The sequence below is a fragment of the Candidatus Aminicenantes bacterium genome (assembly GCA_026393795.1).
Classification (GTDB): Bacteria; Acidobacteriota; Aminicenantia; order UBA2199; family UBA2199; genus UBA2199.
This window is the reverse complement of sequence record JAPKZL010000047.1, coordinates 1-24420: the sequence shown is the minus strand read 5'-3', so window position 1 is coordinate 24420 and position 24420 is coordinate 1. Positions and strand designations below refer to the sequence as shown.

At 57.1% G+C, this 24420-nt stretch carries 29 protein-coding genes and 2 tRNA genes; 13 read left to right on the top strand and 18 right to left on the bottom strand.

Translation table 11 applies throughout. The annotated features are described in order from the left end of the window. Window positions 1-222: 222 nt before the first annotated feature. Both NTW95_02120 and NTW95_02115 read right to left on the bottom strand, forming a co-directional pair. Window positions 223-903 (bottom strand): response regulator transcription factor, encoded by a 681-nt coding sequence (locus tag NTW95_02120; protein ID MCX6556218.1) that lies wholly within the window; start codon window positions 901-903, stop codon window positions 223-225. Window positions 904-919: 16 nt separating this feature from the next. After that, the gene (locus tag NTW95_02115; GenBank protein ID MCX6556217.1) at window positions 920-3112 is read right to left on the bottom strand and encodes a HAMP domain-containing sensor histidine kinase; all 2193 of its coding nucleotides are present in this window, start codon (window positions 3110-3112) and stop codon (window positions 920-922) included. Between the two features lie 188 nt (window positions 3113-3300). Here NTW95_02115 and rpsU point away from each other — a divergent pair, with 188 nt between their 5' ends. From rpsU to NTW95_02090, 5 genes are all read left to right on the top strand, one after another. Continuing rightward, the gene (gene rpsU / locus NTW95_02110; protein MCX6556216.1) at window positions 3301-3504 is read left to right on the top strand and encodes a 30S ribosomal protein S21; all 204 of its coding nucleotides are present in this window, start codon (window positions 3301-3303) and stop codon (window positions 3502-3504) included. Window positions 3505-3606: 102 nt separating this feature from the next. Then, window positions 3607-3681 (top strand) — tRNA-Pro (locus tag NTW95_02105). 11 nt (window positions 3682-3692) lie between these two features. Next, a tRNA-Arg gene (locus tag NTW95_02100) sits at window positions 3693-3765 on the top strand. Beyond that, a complete protein-coding gene (locus NTW95_02095; protein ID MCX6556215.1) occupies window positions 3743-4165 on the top strand; it encodes a hypothetical protein in 423 nt (140 codons plus the stop codon). Before NTW95_02100 ends, NTW95_02095 begins: the two co-directional genes overlap by 23 nt. A gap of 23 nt (window positions 4166-4188) precedes the next feature. Beyond that, on the top strand, window positions 4189-4503 hold the full coding sequence (locus NTW95_02090) for a hypothetical protein (protein ID MCX6556214.1): 315 nt from the start codon (window positions 4189-4191) through the stop codon (window positions 4501-4503). 278 nt (window positions 4504-4781) lie between these two features. On the opposite strand, the gene NTW95_02085 is transcribed toward NTW95_02090, so the two are convergent. Both NTW95_02085 and NTW95_02080 read right to left on the bottom strand, forming a co-directional pair. After that, a complete protein-coding gene (locus NTW95_02085; protein MCX6556213.1) occupies window positions 4782-6335 on the bottom strand; it encodes a hypothetical protein in 1554 nt (517 codons plus the stop codon). A gap of 224 nt (window positions 6336-6559) precedes the next feature. Next, a complete protein-coding gene (locus NTW95_02080; protein ID MCX6556212.1) occupies window positions 6560-7027 on the bottom strand; it encodes a hypothetical protein in 468 nt (155 codons plus the stop codon). A gap of 147 nt (window positions 7028-7174) precedes the next feature. Here NTW95_02080 and NTW95_02075 point away from each other — a divergent pair, with 147 nt between their 5' ends. Then, the gene (locus NTW95_02075; protein MCX6556211.1) at window positions 7175-7477 is read left to right on the top strand and encodes a hypothetical protein; all 303 of its coding nucleotides are present in this window, start codon (window positions 7175-7177) and stop codon (window positions 7475-7477) included. Between the two features lie 127 nt (window positions 7478-7604). On the opposite strand, the gene NTW95_02070 is transcribed toward NTW95_02075, so the two are convergent. From NTW95_02070 to murA, 5 genes are read right to left on the bottom strand one after another with little or no spacing between them, the layout of a single operon-like run. Then, on the bottom strand, window positions 7605-8528 hold the full coding sequence (locus NTW95_02070) for an aldolase (protein MCX6556210.1): 924 nt from the start codon (window positions 8526-8528) through the stop codon (window positions 7605-7607). A 49-nt stretch (window positions 8529-8577) separates the two neighbouring features. Further along, complete coding sequence (locus NTW95_02065; protein ID MCX6556209.1) at window positions 8578-9054, bottom strand: NYN domain-containing protein; 477 nt, start codon at window positions 9052-9054, stop codon at window positions 8578-8580. Continuing rightward, on the bottom strand, window positions 9055-9711 hold the full coding sequence (locus NTW95_02060) for a metal-dependent hydrolase (GenBank protein ID MCX6556208.1): 657 nt from the start codon (window positions 9709-9711) through the stop codon (window positions 9055-9057). A 9-nt stretch (window positions 9712-9720) separates the two neighbouring features. Next, window positions 9721-10053, bottom strand: a complete 333-nt coding sequence (locus NTW95_02055; GenBank protein MCX6556207.1) for a histidine triad nucleotide-binding protein — start codon at window positions 10051-10053, stop codon at window positions 9721-9723. An 8-nt stretch (window positions 10054-10061) separates the two neighbouring features. Continuing rightward, window positions 10062-11315 carry a UDP-N-acetylglucosamine 1-carboxyvinyltransferase gene (gene murA / locus NTW95_02050; GenBank protein MCX6556206.1) on the bottom strand — a complete coding sequence of 418 codons (1254 nt, stop codon included), beginning with the start codon at window positions 11313-11315 and terminating at the stop codon, window positions 10062-10064. Between the two features lie 136 nt (window positions 11316-11451). Here murA and NTW95_02045 point away from each other — a divergent pair, with 136 nt between their 5' ends. After that, on the top strand, window positions 11452-11907 hold the full coding sequence (locus tag NTW95_02045; GenBank protein ID MCX6556205.1) for a hypothetical protein: 456 nt from the start codon (window positions 11452-11454) through the stop codon (window positions 11905-11907). A gap of 54 nt (window positions 11908-11961) precedes the next feature. On the opposite strand, the gene NTW95_02040 is transcribed toward NTW95_02045, so the two are convergent. The 3 genes from NTW95_02040 to NTW95_02030 are packed head-to-tail and all read right to left on the bottom strand — an operon-like array spanning window position 11962 to window position 13572. Next, window positions 11962-12564 carry a hypothetical protein gene (locus tag NTW95_02040; GenBank protein MCX6556204.1) on the bottom strand — a complete coding sequence of 201 codons (603 nt, stop codon included), beginning with the start codon at window positions 12562-12564 and terminating at the stop codon, window positions 11962-11964. A gap of 5 nt (window positions 12565-12569) precedes the next feature. Beyond that, the gene (locus NTW95_02035; GenBank protein ID MCX6556203.1) at window positions 12570-12818 is read right to left on the bottom strand and encodes a zf-HC2 domain-containing protein; all 249 of its coding nucleotides are present in this window, start codon (window positions 12816-12818) and stop codon (window positions 12570-12572) included. After that, complete coding sequence (locus NTW95_02030) at window positions 12811-13572, bottom strand: RNA polymerase sigma factor (protein MCX6556202.1); 762 nt, start codon at window positions 13570-13572, stop codon at window positions 12811-12813. Before NTW95_02030 ends, NTW95_02035 begins: the two co-directional genes overlap by 8 nt. Window positions 13573-13701: 129 nt before the next feature. On the opposite strand from NTW95_02030, the gene mtnP reads away from it, so the two are divergent. From mtnP to NTW95_02015, 3 genes are read left to right on the top strand one after another with little or no spacing between them, the layout of a single operon-like run. Further along, window positions 13702-14577 (top strand): S-methyl-5'-thioadenosine phosphorylase, encoded by an 876-nt coding sequence (gene mtnP, locus NTW95_02025; GenBank protein MCX6556201.1) that lies wholly within the window; start codon window positions 13702-13704, stop codon window positions 14575-14577. A gap of 7 nt (window positions 14578-14584) precedes the next feature. Further along, on the top strand, window positions 14585-15652 hold the full coding sequence (gene buk, locus NTW95_02020) for a butyrate kinase (GenBank protein MCX6556200.1): 1068 nt from the start codon (window positions 14585-14587) through the stop codon (window positions 15650-15652). 8 nt (window positions 15653-15660) lie between these two features. Then, on the top strand, window positions 15661-16260 hold the full coding sequence (locus NTW95_02015) for a hypothetical protein (protein MCX6556199.1): 600 nt from the start codon (window positions 15661-15663) through the stop codon (window positions 16258-16260). Window positions 16261-16328: 68 nt separating this feature from the next. On the opposite strand, the gene NTW95_02010 is transcribed toward NTW95_02015, so the two are convergent. Next, entirely contained in the window at window positions 16329-18020 is a 1692-nt protein-coding gene (locus tag NTW95_02010) for an AMP-binding protein (GenBank protein ID MCX6556198.1), read from the bottom strand. A 144-nt stretch (window positions 18021-18164) separates the two neighbouring features. Between NTW95_02010 and NTW95_02005 the strand changes: the two genes are divergently transcribed. The 3 genes from NTW95_02005 (at window position 18165) to NTW95_01995 (ending at window position 20271) form a co-directional block, all read left to right on the top strand. Further along, a complete protein-coding gene (locus tag NTW95_02005; protein MCX6556197.1) occupies window positions 18165-18578 on the top strand; it encodes a biopolymer transporter ExbD in 414 nt (137 codons plus the stop codon). A 95-nt stretch (window positions 18579-18673) separates the two neighbouring features. After that, complete coding sequence (locus tag NTW95_02000) at window positions 18674-19183, top strand: hypothetical protein (protein MCX6556196.1); 510 nt, start codon at window positions 18674-18676, stop codon at window positions 19181-19183. After that, on the top strand, window positions 19180-20271 hold the full coding sequence (locus tag NTW95_01995; GenBank protein ID MCX6556195.1) for a DapH/DapD/GlmU-related protein: 1092 nt from the start codon (window positions 19180-19182) through the stop codon (window positions 20269-20271). The genes NTW95_02000 and NTW95_01995 overlap by 4 nt, the downstream gene beginning before the upstream one ends. Window positions 20272-20363: 92 nt before the next feature. Here NTW95_01995 and NTW95_01990 read toward each other — a convergent pair whose 3' ends face one another. The 5 genes from NTW95_01990 to NTW95_01970 form a co-directional block, all read right to left on the bottom strand. After that, window positions 20364-21710 carry a B12-binding domain-containing radical SAM protein gene (locus NTW95_01990; GenBank protein MCX6556194.1) on the bottom strand — a complete coding sequence of 449 codons (1347 nt, stop codon included), beginning with the start codon at window positions 21708-21710 and terminating at the stop codon, window positions 20364-20366. Beyond that, entirely contained in the window at window positions 21707-22534 is an 828-nt protein-coding gene (gene prmC, locus NTW95_01985; GenBank protein ID MCX6556193.1) for a peptide chain release factor N(5)-glutamine methyltransferase, read from the bottom strand. The genes NTW95_01990 and prmC overlap by 4 nt, the downstream gene beginning before the upstream one ends. Further along, complete coding sequence (gene prfA / locus NTW95_01980) at window positions 22534-23640, bottom strand: peptide chain release factor 1 (protein ID MCX6556192.1); 1107 nt, start codon at window positions 23638-23640, stop codon at window positions 22534-22536. Before prfA ends, prmC begins: the two co-directional genes overlap by 1 nt. After that, window positions 23621-23827, bottom strand: coding sequence for a 50S ribosomal protein L31 (gene rpmE / locus NTW95_01975; protein ID MCX6556191.1), 207 nt, complete (start codon window positions 23825-23827; stop codon window positions 23621-23623). Before rpmE ends, prfA begins: the two co-directional genes overlap by 20 nt. A gap of 123 nt (window positions 23828-23950) precedes the next feature. Continuing rightward, the coding region (locus NTW95_01970) for a tetratricopeptide repeat protein (protein MCX6556190.1) at window positions 23951-24420 on the bottom strand (470 nt) is incomplete at its 5' end.

Here is a 24420-nt window from a genome sequence, read left to right as displayed (position 1 = left end):
ATTGGACCGGTCAAAGGATGCCGGCGGGACATCCTTCATGGTGAACAGCCCGGGAGCAGGCGCCGAGTTGAAGCGCTGCGCCAGGACCCATAGCACCAACAATGCCAGCAATATCAAGCCGATTCTCAGGATTGTTTTTTTCATCTTATCCTCCTGCCGCGATTATGAAGGAAGAAAAAAGGAAATGTGTCATTCCCTGGTTATCATTTTGTCATGAGATTGTCACGGGAGCAGCTTGTAGCCGGCGCCATGGACGGTGAGGATGTGCCGGGGGTTTTCCGGAGTTTCCTCAATTTTCTGCCGCAGTTTGAGGATGAAGTTATCCACCGTGCGCGTGGTCGGCTCATATTCCCCCTTCCAGACGGCCTCAATGATCTGCTCGCGGCCGATCACTCTCCCGGGCACATTGGCCAGCAGTCTCAGGATTGCGCATTCCTTGGCGGTCATGGAAAGTTCCTCATTATCGCGGCGGATGATGAAGCGCGTGAAATCGACCCGCACCGTGCCGATCGCCAATTCGTCGAGCCCGACTCCGGCCACGCGGCCGCGCTTAAGGGCGACGCGGATGCGGGCCAGCAGCTCTTTCAGGCTGAAGGGCTTGGTCAGGTAGTCGTCGGCCCCCATCTCGAAGCCGAGCAGCTTGTCGCTTTCCTGGCCCCGTACCGTCAGCAGGATTACCGCTACCTGTGGTTTAACGTCCTTGATCTTCCGGCAGATGGTCAGGCCGTCAAGGTCGGGCAGCATCAGGTCGAGGACGGCCAGATCGATATTGAGTCGCATGGCCATTTCCAGGCCGGGTTTCCCTTCCCCGGACGCAACTACCTCAAAGCCGTGAAAACGGAGGGCGTCGGCGATCCCCTCGCGAATTGTTAGGTCGTCTTCAACGATCAAAATGAGCGGCATGCATGAACCTCCATTTTCATTCCCGGGCGAACGGCAGGGTGATTACAAACCGGGTTCCCTTGACCGGGCCATCCTCGGCTCGGATCGTTCCATCATGGTCTTCCACGATCTGGCGGCAGATGGCCAGTCCCAGCCCTTTTCCCGCACCTTTCCCCATTCCTCGGTCGCTGGCTTGGAAAAAAGGCCCGAAAAGATGTTCCCGGTCTGTGCGAGGGATCCCCGGACCGCGGTCGGTCACCGCGAGCTCCAGGGCCCCGTTGTTCGCGGATGCGGCAACGCCGAGATACCGCCCTTCTGCCGCGTATTGCACGACGTTCTCCAGCAGGTTTGACAACGCCGTCCCCATGGCCTCGGGATCGATGTGCACTGGCGGCAATTTTGCGGCGACCTCTGCCGATACCTGAAACTCCTTCTCGGCCAGGGGCAGCTTGAACTTCTGCAGCACGCCATCCAGCCACTCCTGGACGGAATGGCTTTCAAAACGGTAAGCGGCCCGGCCAGACTGAAGAGCGGAAAATCCAAGCATGCGGTCGACCAGCTGCGCCATGTTCGCCGTCTCAGCGGCGATGGCCCGGCAATGGCCGCGGGCACGCCCGGGATCCGCCGTCCATCCTTGTTCCAGTTTCTCGGCCAGCAGCCGCAGGCGGGTCAGTGGGGTTTTTAAAGTATGGGACACCATGTCGACGAAAGCGGTTTTTTGGAGCAGGAGTTTTTTTTCCCTGCCGAGATAACGGACCAGCAGAAAAATCCCCAGTGCCAGCGAAGCAAACAGCAACGCGATCAGGGTGTAGTACCAGCGCAAGGCATTGAGGGCCAGGTCCGCGAAAACCTGGCTGTTACCGGCCTGCAGCCGGAAGGACCACCCCGCGAGGGCGCGGCTCCCGGAAACAGCCAGCAGAAGATTCTTCCCCACCGGATTGCTGTTTACTTGCAACGGTCTTTCATCCGGGGCCAAGAAAGCCAATGCGGTCCCCGGCGGAAGGCGCAGGGAGGATACGAGCTTTGGCCAAATGCTGTCCAAGGCTCCCTGGAATGTGCAGCCGAAACAAAAAGATGGGCCGCCGTTCCGGTCGGAGATGCGGGCGAACGCGATCAGAAAAGGAGATTGCTGGAAGACCCCGGAGCGGAAATGAACGACTCGATCTCCGGAAGAAATGCGCCAGGGACGTAAATGCTTCTCCACGCTCCGATAGAAAAGCGTGTCGCTTGTCTCCGGATCGAAGATCTCCTTCAGCTTCAGGAAGCGGACGCGGTCCGCAACATGGGAATCGGCGGCGGGACCGGGAGCGGCCAGATCGGAAAAGAGGGAAATCTCACCGCGATACAGTTCGAGGACCTGGCTGTCAATCTCCTGGATCCGCTCCTTCTTCAAGTAGGGCTGGATGTCGCGGTTGTTTTTTAAAAAGTCGAGGGCTTCCCAACGTAGGAATTGCAGGTCCTGCGGAAGTCCTTCGGGTCGCAAAGCGAGCGCTTCATACAGCTGGAGATAGTAGGAAAACGCCTCTTGAGGCATCTCCATTTGCATCGAATAGAGGCCAAGCTGGCGCAGAAGGTAGAGGTCCAGGCGGTCCTGCCGCAGCGGCGCTCCCTCCAACTGCCGCATCGCGGCCAGGCCGTATTCCCTGGCCTGGATTTTTTTCCCGGCTTTGAAATAACAGCGGGAGACCGCAAAATAGAGGTCGGGCAGCTTTTGCCGCGGTATGCGTTTCTCCAGTTCCAGATAAAACGGGATGGCGCGCAGCGGTTCTTTCATCGAAAATTCTCTGTTTTCCGCCTGGCTCCACAGGGGATCGGCAACGGGCGGGCCCCATTTCTCCATCCAGCCGCTCCTGACAGTGGCACGGGAATTCCCGAAACGCGGCAGGATCATTTCGCCCTTCTGGGAAAAGAGAAACGGATAGGCTACGCCCTTGTTCTCCACAAGCAGGGTCTTCAACGCCTCGACAAAAGCCGGGAGATCCGATGCTGGAGTAAAGCTGGAGGAGATGGAAGCGAAAACCGCCTGCGTTTGTTTGTCGACTTCCGACTCCAGGAGGCGCATGCTCCGGCTGACCTCCCGGCTCCAGTAGTCGCGGATCTCGTTTTCGCGGATTTTTTTCTGATCCACCACCATGCCCAGGGCCAAGAAGCCAATCAGGGCGGCGGGAAGAAAGAAGGCAAAGGAGGCGGATAACAATACCCAATTCCCTTTTCTCCCTTGCCAGCCCATGGAAACATCATAGGGTCAACTCCCCGGGAAGTCAACTTGGCCCGGCGCATAGCGGGCAAAACTGGCCGCTGGTAGTAGCATAGGTTCAGACGAGCTCCACCGTCTAAATTCCTTGACAACAGGCATTAAATAGGGTATAAAATGGTCTCACCGGTCATTATTTTCAAAAAAAAGGAGTGTGATCGCAATTGGCTTTCGTGGAAATCCAGCAGGGAGAGTCGTTTGAAAGCGCCCTGCGCCGTTTCAAAAGAAAAGTGCAGATGGAAGCTATCATCAAGGAAATCAAGAAGCACTCGGCTTATTTGAAACCAGGCGAACGCAAGCGTTTGAAGGCCGCCCAGGCCAGAAAACGCATGCGCAAGCGGATGCGCAGAGACATTTCCGAGCTTTAGAGCCTTATAGCAAATTCTAGGATTTATTCGAAAGAACGAACAAATCCTGAATTTGCTACTAAAGCTCTTACCCAGCTTTGCTGGGGTAGGAATCAACCGAAGCGGGGCGTAGCGCAGCCTGGTTAGCGCGCCTGCCTTGGGAGCAGGAGGTCGGTAGTTCGAATCTACTCGCCCCGATAAGCAGGCAGGCACCCGTAGCTCAAAGGATAGAGCAGCTGACTTCTAATCAGCAGGCTGCGTGTTCGAGTCACGCCGGGTGCGCTTGTCAGATCGGCGTTTCCGGACTTTGATATCATCCCCAAGCCCATGTTGTGACCATAAACTTTTTTTAAAGGATACCGTTGTCATCCTGACCGACGTGAAGCTGGACGCCAAGAACTTAGCCGACGAATTCGCCCGCGACGAGCTGGTCAAGGCAGGGAAGCTCCACATGGTCGAGGTTGTCATCAATGCCAAGAAGCAACCCATTTCGGTCACGATCCACCACCATGCCTTCAAAATCCGCCCCAGCGGAGGATCCACTGAAGACGCCTTCGCGCCGGAGCTCTTCAATACCAAGGAGGTGGCCGAAAGGGTCCACCGGGAATCGCCCGGCGAGAGTTTCGACGATATCGTTTTCACCTACGATGCCCGTTTCCATGCCAGCATACAGCAGAAATAAGGAGGAAAACGTAATGAGCATAAATGTTACTATTAAGCGCAAATTTAAAATTAACGGAAAAAGAATACAACGGCATTGACGCGATGCCTCAGGATGTCCGCCAATTGTATGAAAAAATGTTGAAGGCAGCCGAATCCGGCGCTGTGCCCGCCGACATGATAACAGCACGTAATGTAAATATTATGCCGACAATAGCTAAAACCTCCAGAACCGCCAGTGTTGGAATTAAAGGAACACCGACAAAATTTGAACCTGCTTTTTCTGCGCGGAAGTTGATAGTCGGTCTTATGCTGATCGCATTAATTATTTTTCTTTACTTCATATTTCTGAGTAAATGATTGTTGGATTTCAACGGGGAAAACTAAAAAGGCTTGATCCATTCGCCGAATTCCGCGCCTTTATACACTTCTTTATCCTTGGACATTTTTGACCCTGTATCGCCGAGAGCCGATGATAGCCACCCTTAATTGAATTTGCAAGACGTTCAAAACCTGATGCGTCTATTGCATGACTACTCCCTGCAAGCCGTGGCCTGAAACTCAAACCCGGGCGCCCGGCGTGGAGGATGTGACACTCGATCTGACTTATACTGGAATCAAATCGCGCCCCGCCCCATTCACCCTTTGCACTCGCCTAGAACGTCGTTGTTGTACTCGTTGGCTTCCTTGATGACGAGCTTGGAATCGGCCCGGATCTTGAAGCGACAATTGGGGATGTAGCAGCCGGTTGGAACGGTCACCTGAATGGTCACTTCCTTTCCGGCCGCGATCGCCGGCGTGACGACGTCAACCGAGGCGACGGGCGAGAATTCGACGGTGGTGGTGCTGGCCGCGGCGTCGACTTTCCCCTGGTTGCGGATGGTAATGGATAATGTTTTCGTCCCCGGTTTTGGGCAAAAGCTGCCGTCGCTCGCCGTCGAGACCGGTAACAGATCGGGCAGCGCGACCGTGGCCTGGAGCCCGAGGATGTGGACCTTGTGGGTGAAATAATGGGCATGCTCCGAATCGTCGTCGGTCAATATGGAAGTCACTTTGTAGGACAGCGTACCGACGAGGTCAGAGGCTTTCTTGACGTACAGGATGTCGTGAAGCCAGGCCCCCAGCTTTAGTACATGCTGGTCCGTCGGGCAATCGTACTCCAGACTCCAGCCGGTCAGCACCGGCACGGCGTATTCGAAAGGAACGTTTTCCACCGTGAAGCTCTCGGTGGTCTCGCCGCCGCTGTGACTGCTACAGCCGATGTTTTGATGAAGGCGGGGCCGAACGGTATAGGGCGGCTGCACGAAGCCGATGTCGTCACCGGCCAGGGCTGAGAAATGCTCCCAAAAGCGGAAATCGGGTGAGCCTCCGTCATCTTTCAAAATGGACTGGGTCTGCCAGCTGACGTATCCCAGGCCGATCTGGCCGGCCTTGGTCGGAAGCGAGGGAGCTTGCAGGTGCCCGTAGCTATGCGGATAACCGATGTATTTTTCGGTATGATCAAAATTGGCCGCAATCTGCAAAATGTGATTATCGGTCTTGCCGTAGGGCAGGAACGCAAAATTGAACCCCCGGGGGAGGATGGCGACCTCGTTCACGGCGGCAAAAGCCTTGTTGAAAACGTACGAATCCAGGATCAGCATGGGGAGGTCGCCCGTCTTTTGCTCCGCATAGTTTAGGTTCCCCGTACAGGCGCCGGTCGTCGTGTCGAAGCTTCCATCGCCATGATAGGGCTTGGCGTCGACCTGGCCGTCGTTCCAAAAAAGCGCGATATAGCAGTAGCAGAGCTTGTACGGATTGTCGAAATTTTCGTCGGCGAGCAGGCCGGATGTTTTCCATTCCAGCACCCCCCCGGAAAACGTGATGCCGCCAATGGAAACGCCGATCTCGCCAAGGTGCTCGTCGCCTTCCAGATATTCCGCGCTCCAGCCGCTGAGGAATACCGTAGCCTGATTGGCCCACGAAGGCGCGGTGAACTTGCCGGCAATTTCGACCCAGTTCTGTTCGCCGTTTTTTTGCGAACTGCCGCAATCACCGCCATAGACAATCCGCATTTTGCCGGGATCTTCCATAAGTGTCACCGGTTTGCTGGACTGCGCAGTCAGACGCGGAATGGAAAAAACGGTCGCCAACAATAACGAGAACAAACAACTGAAAATTCGCGCACTTTGCTTGCGTTTTTTTTCTTTCATCTCTCTTCCTCCTCTCGTGCCCGTGCTGGTGGCGATGCCACTGGCATAGTTGAAAGGCCTCAATCCCTCTCCGGATGCAGCATATCGCCTACCAAGCATCGTTCCGAGCAACTGTAATATGAATATAAGCTTTTCATCAAAAAAAAACAATTCAACAACCATTTACTCAGCAAGCTGCAGTTCACAAGAACATTTATTGTCCGAGCGCCTCGGCGCTTGTAGCTTTACGAGCGCTCCTGGTAAAGGCTGGCCAGCTCTTCCCGCTTGGGGCGATGATAGACCATGGCCAGGGCAGAAATTCCCAGCAGCAGATAGAGATCGGTTTCATCCTTGCCAAGCAAAAAAAGGACCAGGCCGTACATGCCGACGCTTTCGGACATGGCCAGCGACGCGATCACGGCGCTGGTGTATCTTTGCAGGACCGATGGCGGGCGGGTCTGGGTCTGACCGATGGCGTGGCCTTTTCCGGCCAGGATCATCCTTTTTACAAACCGGGAGGCGATCAAGGCGGCAAAACCGAGCGCGTAAAGGGCCGTTCTGAGCATGCCGAAGGCCTCGCGGCTCATGGTCGACGTCATGCCCGGCGCGATCATGCGCCCGGCGAACGCATAGCCGACCAAGAACACCAGCATGGCCAACCAGATGATTTTCAAGGTCGCCATTCCCCTGTCGATTTCCTGTTCGGTGATCATTGTTTTCTCCACATGTGATTTTGGCGACAAGCGGACAAAATGTCAATACGGTTGCTCTTTGGTTAAAAGTTCCTTAAAATCATTCATAGTCAAATTCGAATTGTATAAAAACCGCCAATATGGTATCAGTGAACCAAGGAGGGAAAAATGAAAACAAAGAAATTCACTGTGAATCTACCGAGCCTCTTGCTGGGTATGGCGCTATGCTTGGTGCTGGTGGTGCTGCTGGGCAGCAAAGCGCCGGAGCCCCAGACCACGGACAGCACCAGGCAAGCCAACCAGACCCAAGCCCGGGTGCTCGACAGCCAAAAACAGGTGACCCTGGCTAGTATCTATGACAAGACCGTCCAGCTGGAAGCAAAGCTCATGGTCATTGAGGAGCACTGCAAGACCATCGAGAAAAAGCAAGACGAGGCGTACCACGAACTGTACTATAGATTGCCAAAATAACCAGCAATAGATTTACCAAGCATTTTCAGTCCAATTGCCCTTTAAGGCTTCCCCGGTTTAGAACGGGGAAGCCTCGTCTGCTAAGCCGGCGAAAGGAAACGGGTGAGGCCGCAGTGTCGATTCACGCTCAGTTCTTGGGCTCCTTGCCCATATAGACCTGGAAGGCTTCGTCGACCGACTTTCCGTAAACGGTGATGGCGGTGACGGCATTGGTCAGGCGGATGGCCTCGGCCAGCGGCTTCTGGTGGATGTTGCGGCCGGTGGCGTTGCCGGAAGCGCCGGAGATGAAGATCTGGTCGTGCAGCTGCTGCAGGAAGGCCTTGGGCTCCATGCTCGAACCGCCGGCGCAGACCACCTTGGTGCGCCCGGCCGCTTGGATGGCCTGCTTGAAGATCTCGGCCGACTTCTGCCCTTCTTGCTTGGGATAATTGACCTTGACGAAATCGCTGCCCATGCAGGCGGCGAAGCCGGTGGCGCCGGCGATCAGCTCGGGCGACTTTTCATCCTTGACTGCCTTGCCGCGCGGGTAGACCCATAAGACCGTGACCAGGCCGTGGCGGTGGGCCCAGTGGACGGCCTGCGCCGCCTCGCGGATCATGGCGTTCTCGTACTCGCTGCCCAGGTAGACGGTGTAGCCGACGGCGAGGATGTTCAGGCCGGTGTTCTTCTTGAACTCGACCACCTGGCGCACGTCGATCATCTGTGTGGAAACCGGGTCCTGCTGTGCCGTCTTGACCAGGTTGGTCTTGGAATTCAGCTTGACCAGGTAGGGGATGTCGGGATAATCGTTGGCGTACATCGAGATCAGCCCGAGCTGGGTGGCGAAGACCCCGATCTCGGCCTGGCTGGCAATCTTGAACAGGTGCTCGGGATCGGCGTCGTCAACGGCGATTCCCTGGCCGTAAAAATCGTCGTTCAAATGCTCGATCTTCTGGTCGCCGGCGAACAGCATCAACCGATCCGAACCCAGGGTTATCTCCTCGTAGTTGCTCAGGTATTCGTTGAGAACGTCGTTGGGCACGTCGGCCGGTATATAATTTTTTTCTTCCATGATTGCCTCCTGTTGCCATGATATGAAATAAAAATAAATATTTCAACTGCTAATCACCGCTGAAGATTTTCAGCCACTGCTCCACCTCGTTCTGCGAGACCCGGGTGTTCACCCTCTTCAGGGTCTCCTCCTTCTTGCCCTGGTGCAGGAGGTTCTTCTTCAGGGTGTAGTAAAATTCGATGGAATTGATGGTGCGCGCCCCCTTCTCGCGGGCATACTTTTTCAGCTCGCGGTCAGTGGTGACCAGGATGATCTCGCGGAGCTGCTGGTACTTGTCGAGGATGCACTTGATCTCGTCGTCGGCGCTGAGCCCGTAGCGGGGATAGACCACGGTCAGCTTGGCGCTGATCGGGCTGCGCAGCTCGCTGCCGCGCGGCTCGCCGTCGAAGACGACGGTGACCTTGGCGTTCTTGCTCTCCTGGAATTCCCTCACCAGCGAGACCATCTTCATCCGCGCCTCGGGGTCGGCCAACGAGAAATCGGGAGCGCTGCCGATCAGGTTGTTGCCATCGATGATGTAAGCCATCTACAATTCGATGCTTTCGCCCGGAGCCAGCACGGTCACGACGCTGGCCGTCCCGACCAGCTTCCGAAACTCGGCCGCGGACGACTGGATGGCGGGGAAGGTGTCGTAATGGATGGGGACGACCCGGGGCACGCGCAGCAGCTCGACCGCCTTGGCGGCCAGGCGCGGGGTCATGTTGAAGCGGCCGTCGATGGGCAGGAAGGCGATGTCGGGGCGGTACATTTCGCCGATCAGCTTCATCTCCAGGGTCAGCCCGGTGTCGCCGGCATGGTAGACGGTCTTGCCGTCCATGGCCACGACGATGCCGGCCGCGGTGCCGCCGAGCCCGCCGCTGTGGAAAGCCGGGACGAGCGAAATGTCCACCCCGGCGACACGCACCGTGCCGCCGATGCCCATGGCTTCGGCCTTGACCTGCTTCGCCTCAGCGTCGAGGGCGATCTCATAGAGGGCGACCAGGGTAGCCCCGGTTTTGCGGCAAATGGCGTAGCTGTCACCCAGATGGTCGCCATGGTCGTGGCTGACCGCCACCACGTCGGCGCGGGTGATGTCCTGGGCGCGCAGCGACGCCTTGGGGTTGTTGGTTAAAAAGGGATCGATGAAAACAATCTTGCTGCCCTCGATCTTTAGGGCCGAGTGTCCAAGCCAGGTGATTTTCATGGGTGCTCCTCAGCCCGGGGGCCAGCCCAGCTTGCGGCCGCCGAGTATGTGCAGGTGCAGGTGAAAAACGGCCTGCCCGGCGTCACGCCCGGTGTTGATCACCAGGCGGTATTGATTCAGCCCGGCCTTCGCGGCCGTCTTATAAGCAAAAGCGAGCAAATGGCCCAGCAGGCGTTCGTCGCGCACCTCGTTCAGGGAAGCGACATGCTGGCGCGGTACGACCAGGAGGTGGAGCGGAGCCTGGGGCTCGATGTCCTTGAAGCTGACCGCCAGCTCGTCCTCGAGGATGAAGACGGTCGGGATCTCTTTGCCCACAATCTTGCAAAAGATGCACGACTCCATTTTGCCTCCTAGATGATTGTAATATCGGCGCCCAGATTTTTCAATTTCAGCGGCATGGATTCGTAGCCGCGAAACAACTGGTATGAGTTTTCGATGACGGTTTCGCCCGTGGCCTGCAGGCCGCCGAGGACCAGCGCCGCCGAGGCACGCAGGTCGGTGGTCTTGATCACCGCCCCGCGCAGCCGGGCCGGGCCGCGGATTACCGCCGTGTCACCCTGGACGTCAATGGCGGCGCCCAGGCGGTTCAATTCGCCCACGTGGCGGAAACGGTCGTTGAATATTTTTTCCCTGACCCGCGAGACCCCGTCGGCTTGGGTCAGCAGCGTGGTCAGCTGGGCTTGCAGGTCGGTGGGAAAGCCGGGGTAGGGTTCAGTGGTCACGTCGACCGGCGCCAGGCCGGCCTTGCCCCTGACCGCGATCGCTTGCCCGGAGACGGTCATCTCCGCTCCCATGTTTTCGAGGATCGCGATCAGGCTGCCCAGGTGCTTGGGCATCACATCGCGGATGTCGATCTCGTTGCCGGCGAAGCAGCCGGCGATCAGATAGGTCCCGGCCTCGATGCGGTCGGGAATGATCCGGTGCGCGGCGCCATGCAGGGTTGCCCGGCCGCGGATGACGATGGTGTCGGTTTCCTGGCCGTTGATGTCGGCCCCCATTTTCTGCAGCAGCGCCACCAGGTCGCCCACCTCGGGTTCGAGGGCGCAGTTGCGCAAAACCGTCATCCCCTCCGCCAGGGTGGCGGCCATGACCAGGTTTTCCGTGCCGGTGACCGTCTTGGCCGGGAAACAATACTCGATGCCGCGCAAGCGCTTGCAGCTGGCGATGATGTATTCGCCTTCGGAAGCGATCTCGGCGCCCATGGCTTCGAGGCCCTGCAGATGGAAATTGATCTTGCGCTCGCCGATCGGGCAGCCGCCGGGAAAGGAGACCTTGGCATGGCCGTGGCGGGCCAGCAGCGGACCAAGGAGCAGGACCGAGGCGCGGGTGGTCTTGGCGATCTCGTGCGAAACGAGCGCCTCCTTCACCTCCGGCAGGGCGGCGCTGATGGCGTTCCCATGCATCGTGCCGCGGGCGCCGATCTCGTTCAGGGCGGCGAACATGACCTTGATGTCCTCGACCTGGGGGACGTTCTCAAATTGCACCGTTTCGGCGCTCAGGCAAACAGCGGCCAGCTCGGGCAGGGCGGCGTTCTTGGCCCCGGAAATGGAAACAGCGCCGCTCAACGGCCTGCCGCCGCGAATGGAGATCCTTGGTTGCTGCATGGTTTGTAAAATCGAGTCCTGGGCCGGTTTTAAAGCCAGCCAGCGACCCACTATACATGGGCGGCAAGGGAAAGTCAAGAAGAGTGCCGATCCGGCCCGGCTTGTTTAGAAAAGGGCGATCGTGTAAAATAGAATTATGATGCTGTCGTCATCGATGTTCAAGGCACTGGCTGTGGCGGTTATGGCTCTCGTTCTGTCCGCCTGCTTCAGCTTCCCGGTCGAGATCCCCCTCGATCCCGAGTGCGTCATCGACACGATGGCAATAGTCAAGACCATCCCGGAAAAAACCGCCCTGGAGAATAAGATCGTCGCCGAGGCGGTGACCGCCGCCGACCCGAACCTCTACGCCCTGATCAAGGTGCTGCAGGTGAGCAAATCCCTGAAGCTGCAATGGCATTGGTACGCCCCCGACAAAAAGCTGGTCCGGGAGTCGAAAAGCGTGGAGATCAACGCCAAGGGCAAGTACCTGAGCTATTTCGTGGCTTGGGATGCCCTGCCGCAATCCTATTACGCGGAAAAGAAAGGACGCTGGACCGTGCTGATCACCGTTGACGGCTCCTTCCTGGCCAAGAGCGAATTCGACATCAATTAGAGCCCTATAGCAAATTCTAAAATTTGTTAGTTTTTAAAACAAATTTTGAATTTGCTATCTAGGGCTCTTATCCAGCTCTGCTGGGTTAGGCGGCTGGCGCTCGGCGACCAGGCGGGCCCGGCGCAATTTCTTGGCGGAAGCGGAAAACAGCAGTTTCCTGGCTTCCGTTTCCGCCTGCCTGGCCGCGGGCGGCGTGAATTTCCCCTCGCTGACGACCTCGACCACCTTACCAGCGCCGTCGATCGTTAACTCCAGGGCCAGCCCCTCCGGCAGCCAGAACCAGGCGGAGAGGAGTTCGGGATTGCGCAGGTCGCCTACCCCAGCTTCGCCCTCGATGCGCACAGGGAGAAGCGGCGACGCCTTGCCCTTCTTAGCCCTGGCGACGGCCTGGTTTTGGGCCGCGAAATCTTGCGCCACGCCGCCAACGGCTCCTGGAACAGTCGGCTCCGCGGCCGCCTCTTTTTGCGGCATGGCTTCAGCCGCCGCGACCTCCTGCGGCTGTTCCTCCAGCTTGGTCTGCAGCCTGTCCTCCGTTTTAAAAACCGGCGCCGTTGCGACAGGGTTTGCCGGCAAGCTTTTATCGGTGACCTTGGTTTCTCTTTCTTTTAAAGACGACTGTTCGGCGAATTTTTTTTCGTCAACAACTCGGCCCGGCATGCTTTTCATTTTCCCAGCGCCATCGGCCCGTTGGGCAGTTTTGCCCGCGTCCGCAGGGGCGGCCCGCTGCACATCCTTGGCCTCGACCGCTGTCGGCTTTTTTTGCTCGGGAACCTGCCAGAAGCGGTTGTTGCTGAGGAACAAATAACCGATGAACAGCCGGCGATATGGTTCTCCACGGCGCTTTTGCTTTCGACGCTCAGCAGCCCGTCGACGTAGGCCGCCAAGTCTTCGCTGCGGATATGCTCATTCATGAGCTTCCTCCCCCAGGGCGGCCGAAACGTCGGAGCGGGAAAATTGCGGCCGGCTCTCCATCTGCATCCTGATCTTCTCCAGGGCCCGGGCGATGAACTTGTATATGGAAGGCACGCTGAGCAGCCTCCCCACCTCCTTGATTTTCAGCCCCTTGAAATAGACCAGCTGGACGGCCAGGCGTTCCTGGGCCGACAAGCCTTGCAACGCCTGGCGCAACTCCTGTGCCAGCCTGTCGCGCGCCTGCCGCTGCTCGGAACCGGCCATTTCTTGCTCAGGTGTATCGTTGTCGGCCAGGTGTTTCATGAAAGCGGGGACGGCGTCGTAGGAAACCACCCGGATCTTTTTCAGACGGAAATCGCGCCCGTATTTCGCCCTTAAAAAATCAAGGGCCAGGCGGCGCGCGACCACGGTCAGCCACGTGGACAGCTTGGCCTTGAAGGTGAATTGGCGCAGGCGCGCGAAGCGCTCTTCGCGCAATTTCTCGAGGATGTGCAGGAAGACGGCCATCTTTTCGTCGTAATCATCGCAATATTTGCCGGTCGCCCGGTAGATCGCCTGGGCGTACTTCAAAACAAATTTCTGCCAGCTCGCCACATCTCCGGCGAGCACCGATTGCAGCAGGTCAGAATCGTCCCTGAATATTCGCTCCATTACCTGCCGTATTACCAGCAAAGCACTGAAATTGTCAAGCGCCCGGACGGCCGCTAACGGGTTTTGGCGCTGGACAAGGATGCTTTCCATGGCTGCAGACATTTCGGGCCTCACTGATTCACGATTGATTAGACGGATTTTTAAAATGAATTGCCGGGCCGCGGCCCGATCCTGTTGACTTTGGGGAGATTTTTTTTAATAATCAATTTTAAGTAAGCACGAGGAGACACCATGGAATACGCGGAAATTGGCATCATCGGCGGCAGCGGCTTTTACGACCTGGAAGGCATGGAAGGCGTTCACTCCGTCAAGCTGAAAACCCCGTTCGGAGCGCCGACGGAACGACTCATGCTCGGCCGGCTGCGCAACCGCTCGGTGGCTTTCCTGTCCCGGCACGGCCACGGCCACTGCCTGAACCCTTCCGAGGTCAATTACCGGGCCAACCTCTATGCCATGAAGCTGCTAAAGGTGGAATACCTGTTCTCGATCACTGCCGTCGGCTCGTTGCAGGAAGATCTCAGGCCGGGCGAGCTGGTCATCCCCGACCAGTATTTTGACATGACCTTCAAGCGCGAGAAGACATTCTTTGAAAACGGCATCGTAGCCCACGTGCCGCTGGCCGATCCCACCTGCCGTTCGCTCAGCCAGCTGGCGTTCCGCCTGGCCAAGGAGTCGGGCCTGAGCGCCCACTTGGGCGGGACCTACTGCAATATGGAGGGGCCGCAATTTTCCAGCCGCGCCGAATCCCTGGCCTACCGGCAGATGAGGTTTTCCCTGATCGGCATGACCCAGGCCGTCGAGGCCAAGCTGGCGCGGGAGCTGGAGATGTGCTTCCTGCCACTGGCCCTGGTCACCGACTTCGACTGCTGGCACCAAAGCGGCGAATCGGTCACGGTGGAAATGGTCGTCGCCAACCTGAACAAGGCCGTGGCCGGCGTGAAAAAACTGCTGCCGCTGATCATCGCCGCCATCCCCGAAAAAAGAGAGGCCTGCGCCTGCGGAAGCGCCCTGGCCACGTCGATCATCACGGCGCCGGCCATGATCCCGGAGAAGACCTACAAAAAGCTGGAGCTCATCGTCGGCAAATACATCAAATCCCGCCTATGAGGAAACCATGCCCCAAAAACTGATCCTGGTCATCAATCCCGGCAACACCTCAACCAAGGTCGCCATCTACGAAGGGGGGTCCGCCCGCTGGGTCGAATCGATCAAGCACAGCGACGACCAACTCACCCGCTTTAGCGACATGAACGCCCAGAAGAATTTTCGCGAAGAGTTGATCCAAACCTTCTTGAAGGAAAAGGGGATCGACCCGGCCGAAATCCAGGCCGTGGCCGCTCGCGGCGGGCTGCTCAAGCCCCTGGCCAGCGGCACCTATGCCGTCAACCCGGCGATGGTCGCTGACCTGATCGAAGCCCGCCAGGGCTCCCACGCCTCCAACCTGGCGGCCCAGATCGGCTATTCCATCGCCCAGAAGCTGGGCATCACCTGCTATATTGTCGATCCCGTCTCCGTGGATGAGGCCGAGCCGCTGGCCCGCTATTCGGGCCACCGCCTTTTCAGCCGAGTGATGCTCACCCACGCCCTGAACATGAAGGCCGTGGCCAAGCGCTTCTGCCGCGAGAAAAAACTGGACTATCGGAAAGTGACCTTGCTGGTCATCCACCTCGGGACCGGGAATTCGCTCTCCATCCACAAGGGCGGACGCATGATCGATGCCGTCAATCCCGCCGAAGAGGGCGCCTTCTCCGCCGACCGCAGCGGCGGCCTGCCCACCCTGCAAGTGGCGCGCTACATCTGCGAGAACAACCTGCCCTACAAGACTTTTGAAAAAACCGTTTTCGGCTCGGGCGGCCTGTTCTCCTACCTGGGCAGCAAGGATTTCCTCAAGATCAAGGACAAATACCTGGCCGGCGACAGCGAAACCATGGAGGTCGTGCAGGCCATGGCCTACCAGGTGGCCAAGGAGGCGGGCGGCTTGAGCACCGTGGTCAACGGCCGGGTGGACGCGATCCTCGTCACCGGCGGCATCGCTTTCAACGAGTTTTTCGTCGAGCTGATCCGCCAGCGCATTCAGTTCATCGCCCTGCTGCATGTCTATCCCGGCGAGGACGAGATGCAGGCCCTGGCTGAAGGGGTGCTGCGCGTCCTGAGCGGTGAAGAAAAGGCCAAAACATATTAAGCGCAGCCATGATCGAGGATGACCGTCTGAACCCCAGTTCGACCGCTTCGGAAACCGAGGTCGCGGCCTTGGAGCGGAAGATCGACGACCTGAAGTCGAAGTACATCCTCTTTTTTGCCGGGGAGACCAAGCAGCCGCCCGAGCAGGAGCGGGAGGGGTGCGAGAAGGCCATCCGCAAGCTGATCTACGGCGGCGCCAAGACCGCCCGCATGAGCATGATCATCCAGAACCTGGCCGCGCGCTTCAATCTGTACAACAATTTGTGGCTGAAACAGTTGAACGAATCGGAATCGGGAGTCTCCAAGCAGCAGAAAAAAAAGGAGGCCGCGCCGCCTCCGGCCAAGCCCCGCACCCAGCCGCAGGCACCGGCCCAGCCTGAGAAGGCCAAGGCCGCCAAGGCTATCCACCTGAGCCTGAACGATGAAGACAGTTTTGAAAAATTGTACGCAGCCTACGTGCAGCTGCTACCCAAAAACAGCAAGGCAATCCCGGACAAGGAAAAGGTTATCAACAGCATGAAGGCCAAGATGGTGACCAACAACCTGGTGGAGACCGAGGTCAGCATCAGCCTGAAAAATGACAAGCCGAGCATCGTCATAAAAAATTAGATTTGCGTCAGCGCCTGCGGCTGCGTCCGCGTGTGCGCAGCACCTGCGAATGCGTGCGCGACAGCGCCTCAATGGGTGTATAAGTAGCGCTTGATCTTGCTGGTAGCGGTCTTCTCAAACGGTTCCTTGTGCTCGACGAAACGGGAGATCTGCGAAAAGGCCGCCAGCTGGGGGTTGATAACCCCTTTCAGCTTTTCCAGCAATTCATCGATGTAGGCCAGCTTTTTCTTCTCGCTCTCGCCCCTGGTTTCCTCGTCAATCAGGTCGTAGTCGAGGTACACCCAGGCCTCCAGCAGCCCCTTGTTTTCCATCACCAGCGATTCGGAAACGTGCATGCAGGCGTTGATCTTGTCCTCAATGGCTTCGGGGTAGATGTTCTCGCCGTTGGACATCAGGATCATGTTCTTACAGCGGCCGCGGATACTCAGGTTGCCGAACTTGTCAAAACTGCCCAGGTCGCCGGTGCGCAGCCAGCCCTGGTCATCGATCACTTCCTTGGTCAGGGCCGGGTTCTTGTAATACCCTTTCATGATGTTTTCGCCGCGGGCGTAAATCTCGCCTATCCCGCTGCGTGGATCGGCGCCGACGATCTTGATCTCCACCCCGGAGATCGGTTTGCCGGTCGATCCGACCGGTATGGTCGCATCGCCCCATGGTCCGCCGGCCAGCAGCGGGGCCGACTCGGTCAGCCCGTAGCCGATCAGGTAAGGGAAGCCCGACTTGCGCAGGAACATTTCCGCCTCGCGATTGATGGCCGCTCCGCCGATAGCCATGATCTGGAGCTCGCCGCCAAAGAAATCGATCAGCTTGCCCTTGATCTTCCTGTATATTTTCATTTTAAAACCGGGGATCTTGGCGAGGAGCTTGACGAACAGGCTCTTTTCAAAGGCGGCCTGGACCTTTTTCTTGTATATTTTCTCCATGATCAGGGGCACGGCGGCGATGATGGTTGGTTTCTCCTGGTGGCAGATTTTCTCCAGCACGCTGGGCGTGGGGGTTTTGCCGGCGTACACGATCCGCGCCCCCTTGAGCAGCGGGAACAAAAAGCCCAGGGTGAACTCGTAGGTGTGCGACAGGGGCAGAACGGACAGGAAGGTCCAATCGGGGCGGACCGAGATCACCGTGTCGGCGGCGAGCACGTTGACGACGAAATTCTTGTGGCTGAGCATGACCGCCTTGGAGTGGCCGGAAGTTCCCGAAGTGTAGATGATCGAGGCGATGTCGTCTTCCCCGATATCGCTCGATTTCAGGCCGATCTTGTCGGGGATCTGGCGGAGAAAATTCAGCGCTTTTTCGATGAACTTGGAAAAAGGCTCCAACGGCAGCCAGTCGTTCTCGGCGTTGAAATCGTCGAGGGTGATCACCGCCTGCAATTTGTGCTCGCGCAAGCCCAGCACCTTTTCCATCTGCCGCTGGGTGGTGAACAGGATTTTGGCCTCCGAGTCGGTCAGGACGTGGTGGATGTCGGCTTCGGAAAAGTCGGGCAAAATCGGCACCACGATGGCCCCACTGAGCACGGCGGCGAAATAGGCGATGCCCCAGTTGGCGGAGTTCTCGCCCAGGATGGCGATTCGGTCTCCCTTCAGAATCCCCTGCTTCTTTAAAATACGGGACATGCCGATCACCGAATTGTAGAAATCGCCGTAGGTGATCGGCTTTTCGAAGGCCATGCCCAGGGCGGGACGGTGGCGGAAACGGCTGACGCTGGTTTCCAGCATGCAGGTCAGGGTATACTCGGATAAAAGGCGTTCGGGTTCCATGGGCTCAATATAGCAAAAAATCTTGTTTTTTTAAACTTCCGGCGCTAAAATGAGGGGCCGGGAGCGGAAAAATATTTTTTCGCTTTGGGCTTGACTTTATTTTTTTTATCTGCTAAATTATCACTTTCATCGAGGAGGTCTGTCATGAGCGTTGATATTGGTGCCAGCAAATCAAAATCAGAACCGAACGTAGTCCCCTTATGCGATATTTTGCTTGTTCTGCTCATCATTTTCATGGTCATCACCCCCGTCCTGCAGAAGGGAATCGATATCAAGCTCCCGGAGACCGGAGGTCAAGGCCCGGAAGGTCCGACAACCGCCGTTGTTCTTACTATGGAAAGCGATAAAACAATAAAAATAAATCAGGACCCCATCGAACTGAACCTGCTGGAAAACAGGCTGCGTGATATGTACCAGATCCGCCAGGACAAGACTATCTTTATCAGAGCCGACGAAACCCTGCCTTACCAAGAAGTACTGCGCATCATCGATATCGCCAAGGGAGCCGGCATTGAAGTCCTCGGCGTTATCCCTGAGCGTTACGCGACCGGCAAGTAGTTTTTTAGTCTATTCCTTCAATCTGCCCTTTCCGCCCGTCTGCTGTTGAAAAAACCATGCAAAAGAGGTAAAATGAATTTCTGGAGGTTGGCAAAATGAAGCTCAAGGAAGAAAAGGAACTGCAGACGATCACCGCAGAATACGAAAAAGCGCTGCAGTTGTTCCATAAGAAAAGCTTTCACAAGGCGGAAGCGTCCTTCAAGCAGATAATCGACGCCTACAAGGACTCGGAGTTCTACAGCGTGCTGGAGATCCAGACCCGGGTCAAGGTGCACTACGCCATCACCCAGGCCCAGCTGCACCCGGCCACGATAAAGCTGGAATCGAACGAGGATTACGTTTGGGAAGGCGTCTTTCAGCTGAATGCCGGCAACACCGACCAGGCCCTCGAGCTGTTTAACCGCGCCGAAAAGGAAAACTACAAGGACGCCTACCTGTATTTCCTCTTCGCCGCCGCCTATCTGAAGAAAGAGGACACGGCCAGCTCCCTGCGCTACGTGGAAAAATGCGTCAAAAAGGACGCCGCCTACAAGGTCATCCTCTACAATGAGCCCGACTTCGAACCGCTGCAGCAAAGCCAGGATTTTCTGAACCTCGTGGAATGATTGCCGCGGCAATTGACTGTTCCCGCCCCGCGCTCGAAAAATTGCTTTTCCGCGACCGCGGCCTGCGTTTCTGGCTGGCCTGCTTTTACCCATCGTGCACGTTTTTCCCCCTGCCTCACGTTGGGGGCAACTTTGATACCCTGTTCGTATTTGATTTGGCCGAATTTCCGGTTGCCGGCGAAGCCGTTCTCCGGGAACTCGGGCGCTGGTTGAAAAACTGCGACCAGGCGACACCATGGCTCTACGCGCCGGAAAACAGCCCCTTTTTCATCGTTTCCAAAGCTTTCCTGGCGCAGGAAAAAATCTCCCTGAAGCCGGGCCTCTTCAAGAGGTTGAAGGCCGGCAAAAAAGCCCGCTCCTTGCCTTTGGCATATGCCATTCCGCTTCTCAACCCGGAAACCGAACCGCGCCAAGTCGAAAGCGCGGTGATCGGCCTCCAGGTTCGCACCCTGCAGAAAAAAGGGGTCCGGGTCGAGGATTTCGGCAATTTTTTCATGGACGGCCTGGCGCCAATCGGCAAGGGCACCACGATCGGACCGGGAGTGGTCATCAAGGGGGAATCGCGGATCGGCAAGGATGTCCGGATTTACCCCAATTGTTTCATTGAAAATTCGCTCGTCGGCGACCATTGCCTCATCCTACCCGGGTCAATCATCCGCGATTCGCGCATCGCCAACGATGTCCAGCTCGGCCCCTATTGCCACCTGCGCAACGGCACGCTGGTCAAGCAGGGGGCGAAAATCGGGAACTTCGTCGAGATGAAAAAAAGCGTGTTCGGCCAGAACTCGAAGGCCATGCACCTGACCTATGTCGGCGACGCCCGCGTGGGCAGGAAAGTCAACATCGGCGCCGGCACCCTCACCTGCAATTACGACGGCACCAAGAAAAATCCCACTGTCATCGAAGACAATGTCTTCATCGGCTCCGGCACCGAGCTGGTGGCCCCGGTCACCGTGCACCGCAACAGCTACGTCGGCGCCGGTTCGACCATCACCGAAAATGTCCCGCGTAATGCCCTCGCCATCGCCCGCCAGCGCCAGCGGAACATTCCCGGCTGGGTACTGCGAAAAAGAAAGAAGAAGGCTTAGATCCCCCAGCCGGGCAGACAAACCAAACCCGCCAAAGTCGGTGGGTGGTTTGTGCTGCTCAATTGGGTGCTACGTAAAAAAAAGAAAAAACCCTAATCCCCGTTGGGATCAAGATTAGCTTTAGTAATTTCGGCGGCCATTTCATTGACCTTTATAATCTCCTCGCCGCTGAACCCCGATTTTTGATACAGGAAATAGATCTTGTTCGTCTCCAGCGGGTCGAGCGGCGTGGACAGGACCCCTTGCCGCTGCAGCGCCCGGAAATCGGCCGTGCCCGGCACCGGCGATAAAAGCGCCAGGTGCGGCACCACCCCCAGGTCGCTGATGAAAGCCTTCATTTCAGCCATGGACTGGCCGGGATAGCCAAAGAGAAGGTAGGCGCCGATCTGGCTGCGCCGGTACCCGGCCAGCTCCAGGTTGTGCACGGCGATTTCCATCTGCTCCTTCCCGACCTTGTTGTCGCTGCGCCGCAAAATCCGGGGCGCCAGCGATTCGAAAGCGAGGCGAATGGTGGTAAAACCGGCCGCGTGCATCACCGCCGCCGTTTCCTTGTCGATTTCCCTTGTATGCAGGCCGTTGGGAGTGTGAAAATGCAATCCGCCCTTCCCAGCCGCGGCCAATTGGGAAAAAACAGGCAGGAAACGCTTTTTTTTATTCATAAGCAACGCATCATCGAAAATGATGAAATGGCGGGTGTCGAAGATCTCCCGCCGCGCCTCGATCTCAGCCAGGATGCCGGCCGGGCTTCGCTCCAGAAAAACGGGATTCAGCAGCCGGGAGGCGCAGTAGCTGCAGCGGAGAGGGCAACCGCGCGCCGTGAGCAGCGGAAGGTATCTTTGCGTCCCGGCCAGGTCCAGGGCGGGCAGGGGAAATTCGTCCGCAGCGCCAAAGGTGGGGACGCCCGTCACCCTGGCCCCCAAATTTTTCAGCACGTTCAGTACGGCGGACTCGCCAAACCCCTGCACGAAATGGTCGGCCGCCAGCAACGCACGCGCTGCGGCCGGCGCCAGGCTCGGCAATACCCCGCCGACGACCACCTTGGCCCGGGGAAACCGCAGGCGGACCGTTTTTAGCGTGAACTGCAGCCCCTCCAACCAGTAGGTCATCAACGACGTGACCAGGACCACGTCCATTTCCGGCAAGGAAGCGAGCTTGCTTTGAAATAGTTCCAGCGGCATACCGTAACGGGAATAATTCCGCGGTACCCCCTCATAGATCACCGGCTTGCGGACGAACTCACGCCGGTATTTGCCGCGGCCGTCGGCGCGACCCCCGACTTCCATCCCCGCCTGAAAGCGGTCGAGGGCATCGAGCCAGTGGATCTCAACGTCGCTGAAGCGGCGGACGCTCGCGGTGAGATAGTACAATCCCAGCGGCCGCAGCCACAAGTCGTAGGCGGTGAAATCGTGGATGTAGGGGTTTACGAAAAGGACCTTCATCGGCGGGCGGAGATCACCCGGGCGATTCCACCGTAATCGCGGCGCCACTCGACGTCCTTGAATCCGGCCGACTTCAGGAAGGCGCGTACGGCCCGCAGCTGCCCGTGGCCGATCTCGAGCAGCAGGCGCCCGCCGCCCGTCAGGTAATCGGCAGCCCCGGCGATTATCTTTTCCAGTGCCTCGGTACCGGCCGGACCGGCTACCAGGGCGGCCTTCGGTTCGAAACGCTTGATGGCCGGCGGCAAATCCCGCCAGTCTTTTCGAGAAAGGTAGGGGGGATTGGCGATAATCATGTCAAAAGGTTTTGCTTTGGCGGGAAAAAAATCGCCGTGGAGCGTCCTGATCCTGTCCTGCAGCCCGAAGGCGGCGATATTTTCCCGCAGCACCCTCAGGGCCGGCCGGCTGGCATCCAGGGCCGTGACCGCGGCGGACGATTTCAGGGCCAGGATGATGGCGATGTTGCCGCTGCCGCTGCCGATGTCCAGCACCCGCGCTTTTCCCCTGCCCAAAAGCTCCAGGGCGCGCTCGACCAGCAGCTCGGTTTCCGGGCGCGGGATCAGCACGGCGCGGCTCACCGCGAATGTTTCCCCGAAAAACTCCTTCTCCTTCAGGATGTAGGCCAGCGGCTCGTCGGCAAGCAGGCGCGAGAAATAACGCCTGAACCTTCTCACGCCGCCGGCATCGGTAATGGGCTGGTTTTTTTTTATCCAGAACTGGGTACGGCTGATGGCGAAGGACTTTTCGATCAGCGCTTCGACCGCGGTGGACATTTCGCCTTTTTTCAGCCGGCGAAGCTGGGCGGCAAAAAGTTCGCGATAGAGCACTAGGCGATCATGCCGCTGATTTTTTGCTCGATCAAGGCGCGGACATGGCTTTCGCTCAACTCGGCCACCAAGTCGTCCAGGTCGCCGTCGATGATGAAACCGATATTGAAGTTGCGCCCATTGACGCGGTGGTCGGTGACGCGGCTCTGGGGGAAATTGTAGGTGCGTATCTTTTCCGAACGCTCCCCCGACCCGACCTGGGATTTCCGGTTCAGGGCGATGCTTTCTTCCCGCTTGTGCTTCTCGTGTTCGAACAGCCGGGCTTTCAGCACCTTGAGGGCCTTTTCCTTGTTTTTATGCTGGGATTTTTCGTCCTGGCAGGTGACCACGATGCCGGTCGGGAAATGGGTGACGCGGATGGCCGATTCGGTCTTGTTCACGTGCTGCCCGCCGGGCCCCGATGCCGCGTAGGTGTCGATGCGGATGTCCTTGAGGTTGAACTCCACCTCCACGTCCTCGGCCTCGGGCAGCACGGCCACGGTCACCGTCGAGGTGTGGATGCGGCCGCTGGCCTCGGTCGAAGGGACGCGCTGCACCCGATGCACGCCGCTCTCGAATTTGAGGAACTTGCTCACTTCGCTGCCCTTGATGTAGAGGATGGCCTCCTTGATGCCGCCGATGCCGGAGATGGTCGTGGACATGATCTCGGCCTTCCATTTTTTTCTCTCCGCCACCCGCGTGTACATGCGCAGCAGGTCGGAGGCGAAGAGCGACGCCTCGTCGCCGCCGGCGCCGGCGCGGATTTCCAGGAAGGCGTTGCGGTTGTCCTCGCCGCTCTCCGAGACCATGAGGATCTCGACTTCCCCAATCAGCGTCTCCTTCTCCCTGTCCAGCAGCGCCCGTTCCTCCCGGATCAGCTCCTTCATTTCCCCGTCTTCGGCCGTGGCCGCCAGGTCTTTCGCGTCGTCCAGGCGCTGGCAGACTTTTTTGAACTGGTGGTATTTCCCTTCCAGGGGTTTCAGGGCGAACAATTCCCTGGAAAGCTCGCGGAATTTTTTCTGCTGGTGGACGGTTTCGCTGGCGCTCAGTTCAGCGCTGATCTGCTCATAACGGGCATGGATTTTTTCAAGATAGGAGAATATCTTTTCACTGTTCCTTGTATCCATACTTCTTCTTGAACTTCTCTATTCTGCCTTCGGTGTCAATGTATTTCTGCTTGCCGGTGAAGAACGGATGGCAGGACGAACAGATTTCCACTTCAATTTTGGCCATGGTGGAACGGGTCTTGAAAGTATTCCCGCAAGCGCAAATTACGGTGCATTCCATATATTTAGGATGAATGTTCTTTTTCATACTTCCTCCACGTGCTGATTTTAACACTTTTCGGCCGCCTTTGTCAACTTTGTTTTGTCCCGTCCCTATTCATCCGAAAACTATTACTTTTATGGAGATAATGATTTACCAATAGGAATGTATTCATTTTTTTAACAATTTTCCTGATCTTAACAATGCATCTCTTCTTTCAATTGCAGGAGTAAAAGAAGGATCTATATTGATTATTCTTAAATAATCGTTTAACGCATCATTAAAGTTTTCCAATTTTTCAAATGTCATTGCTCTATAGTAATAGGCCATTAGAAAATTCGGGTCAAGTTTAATGGCCACATGATAATCATTCAATGCATTGGCAAATGATCCCAAACGCCCCCACAATGTACCCCGGTTATAGTAAGCTTTGGCATACATGGGATTTATTCTTACGGCCATATTATAATTGGCTAAAGCTTTTTCATAGTCATTTTTTTGAAAAAATATCGCCCCCCGATTGTTATAGGCATCAATTTCTTTGGGATTCAAGAATAGTATTATATTGAAATCCATTAATGCTTTTTCCGGTTGATTAATGGCAATATGAATTTTCCCACGGCTGTAATAAGCTTTTAAAT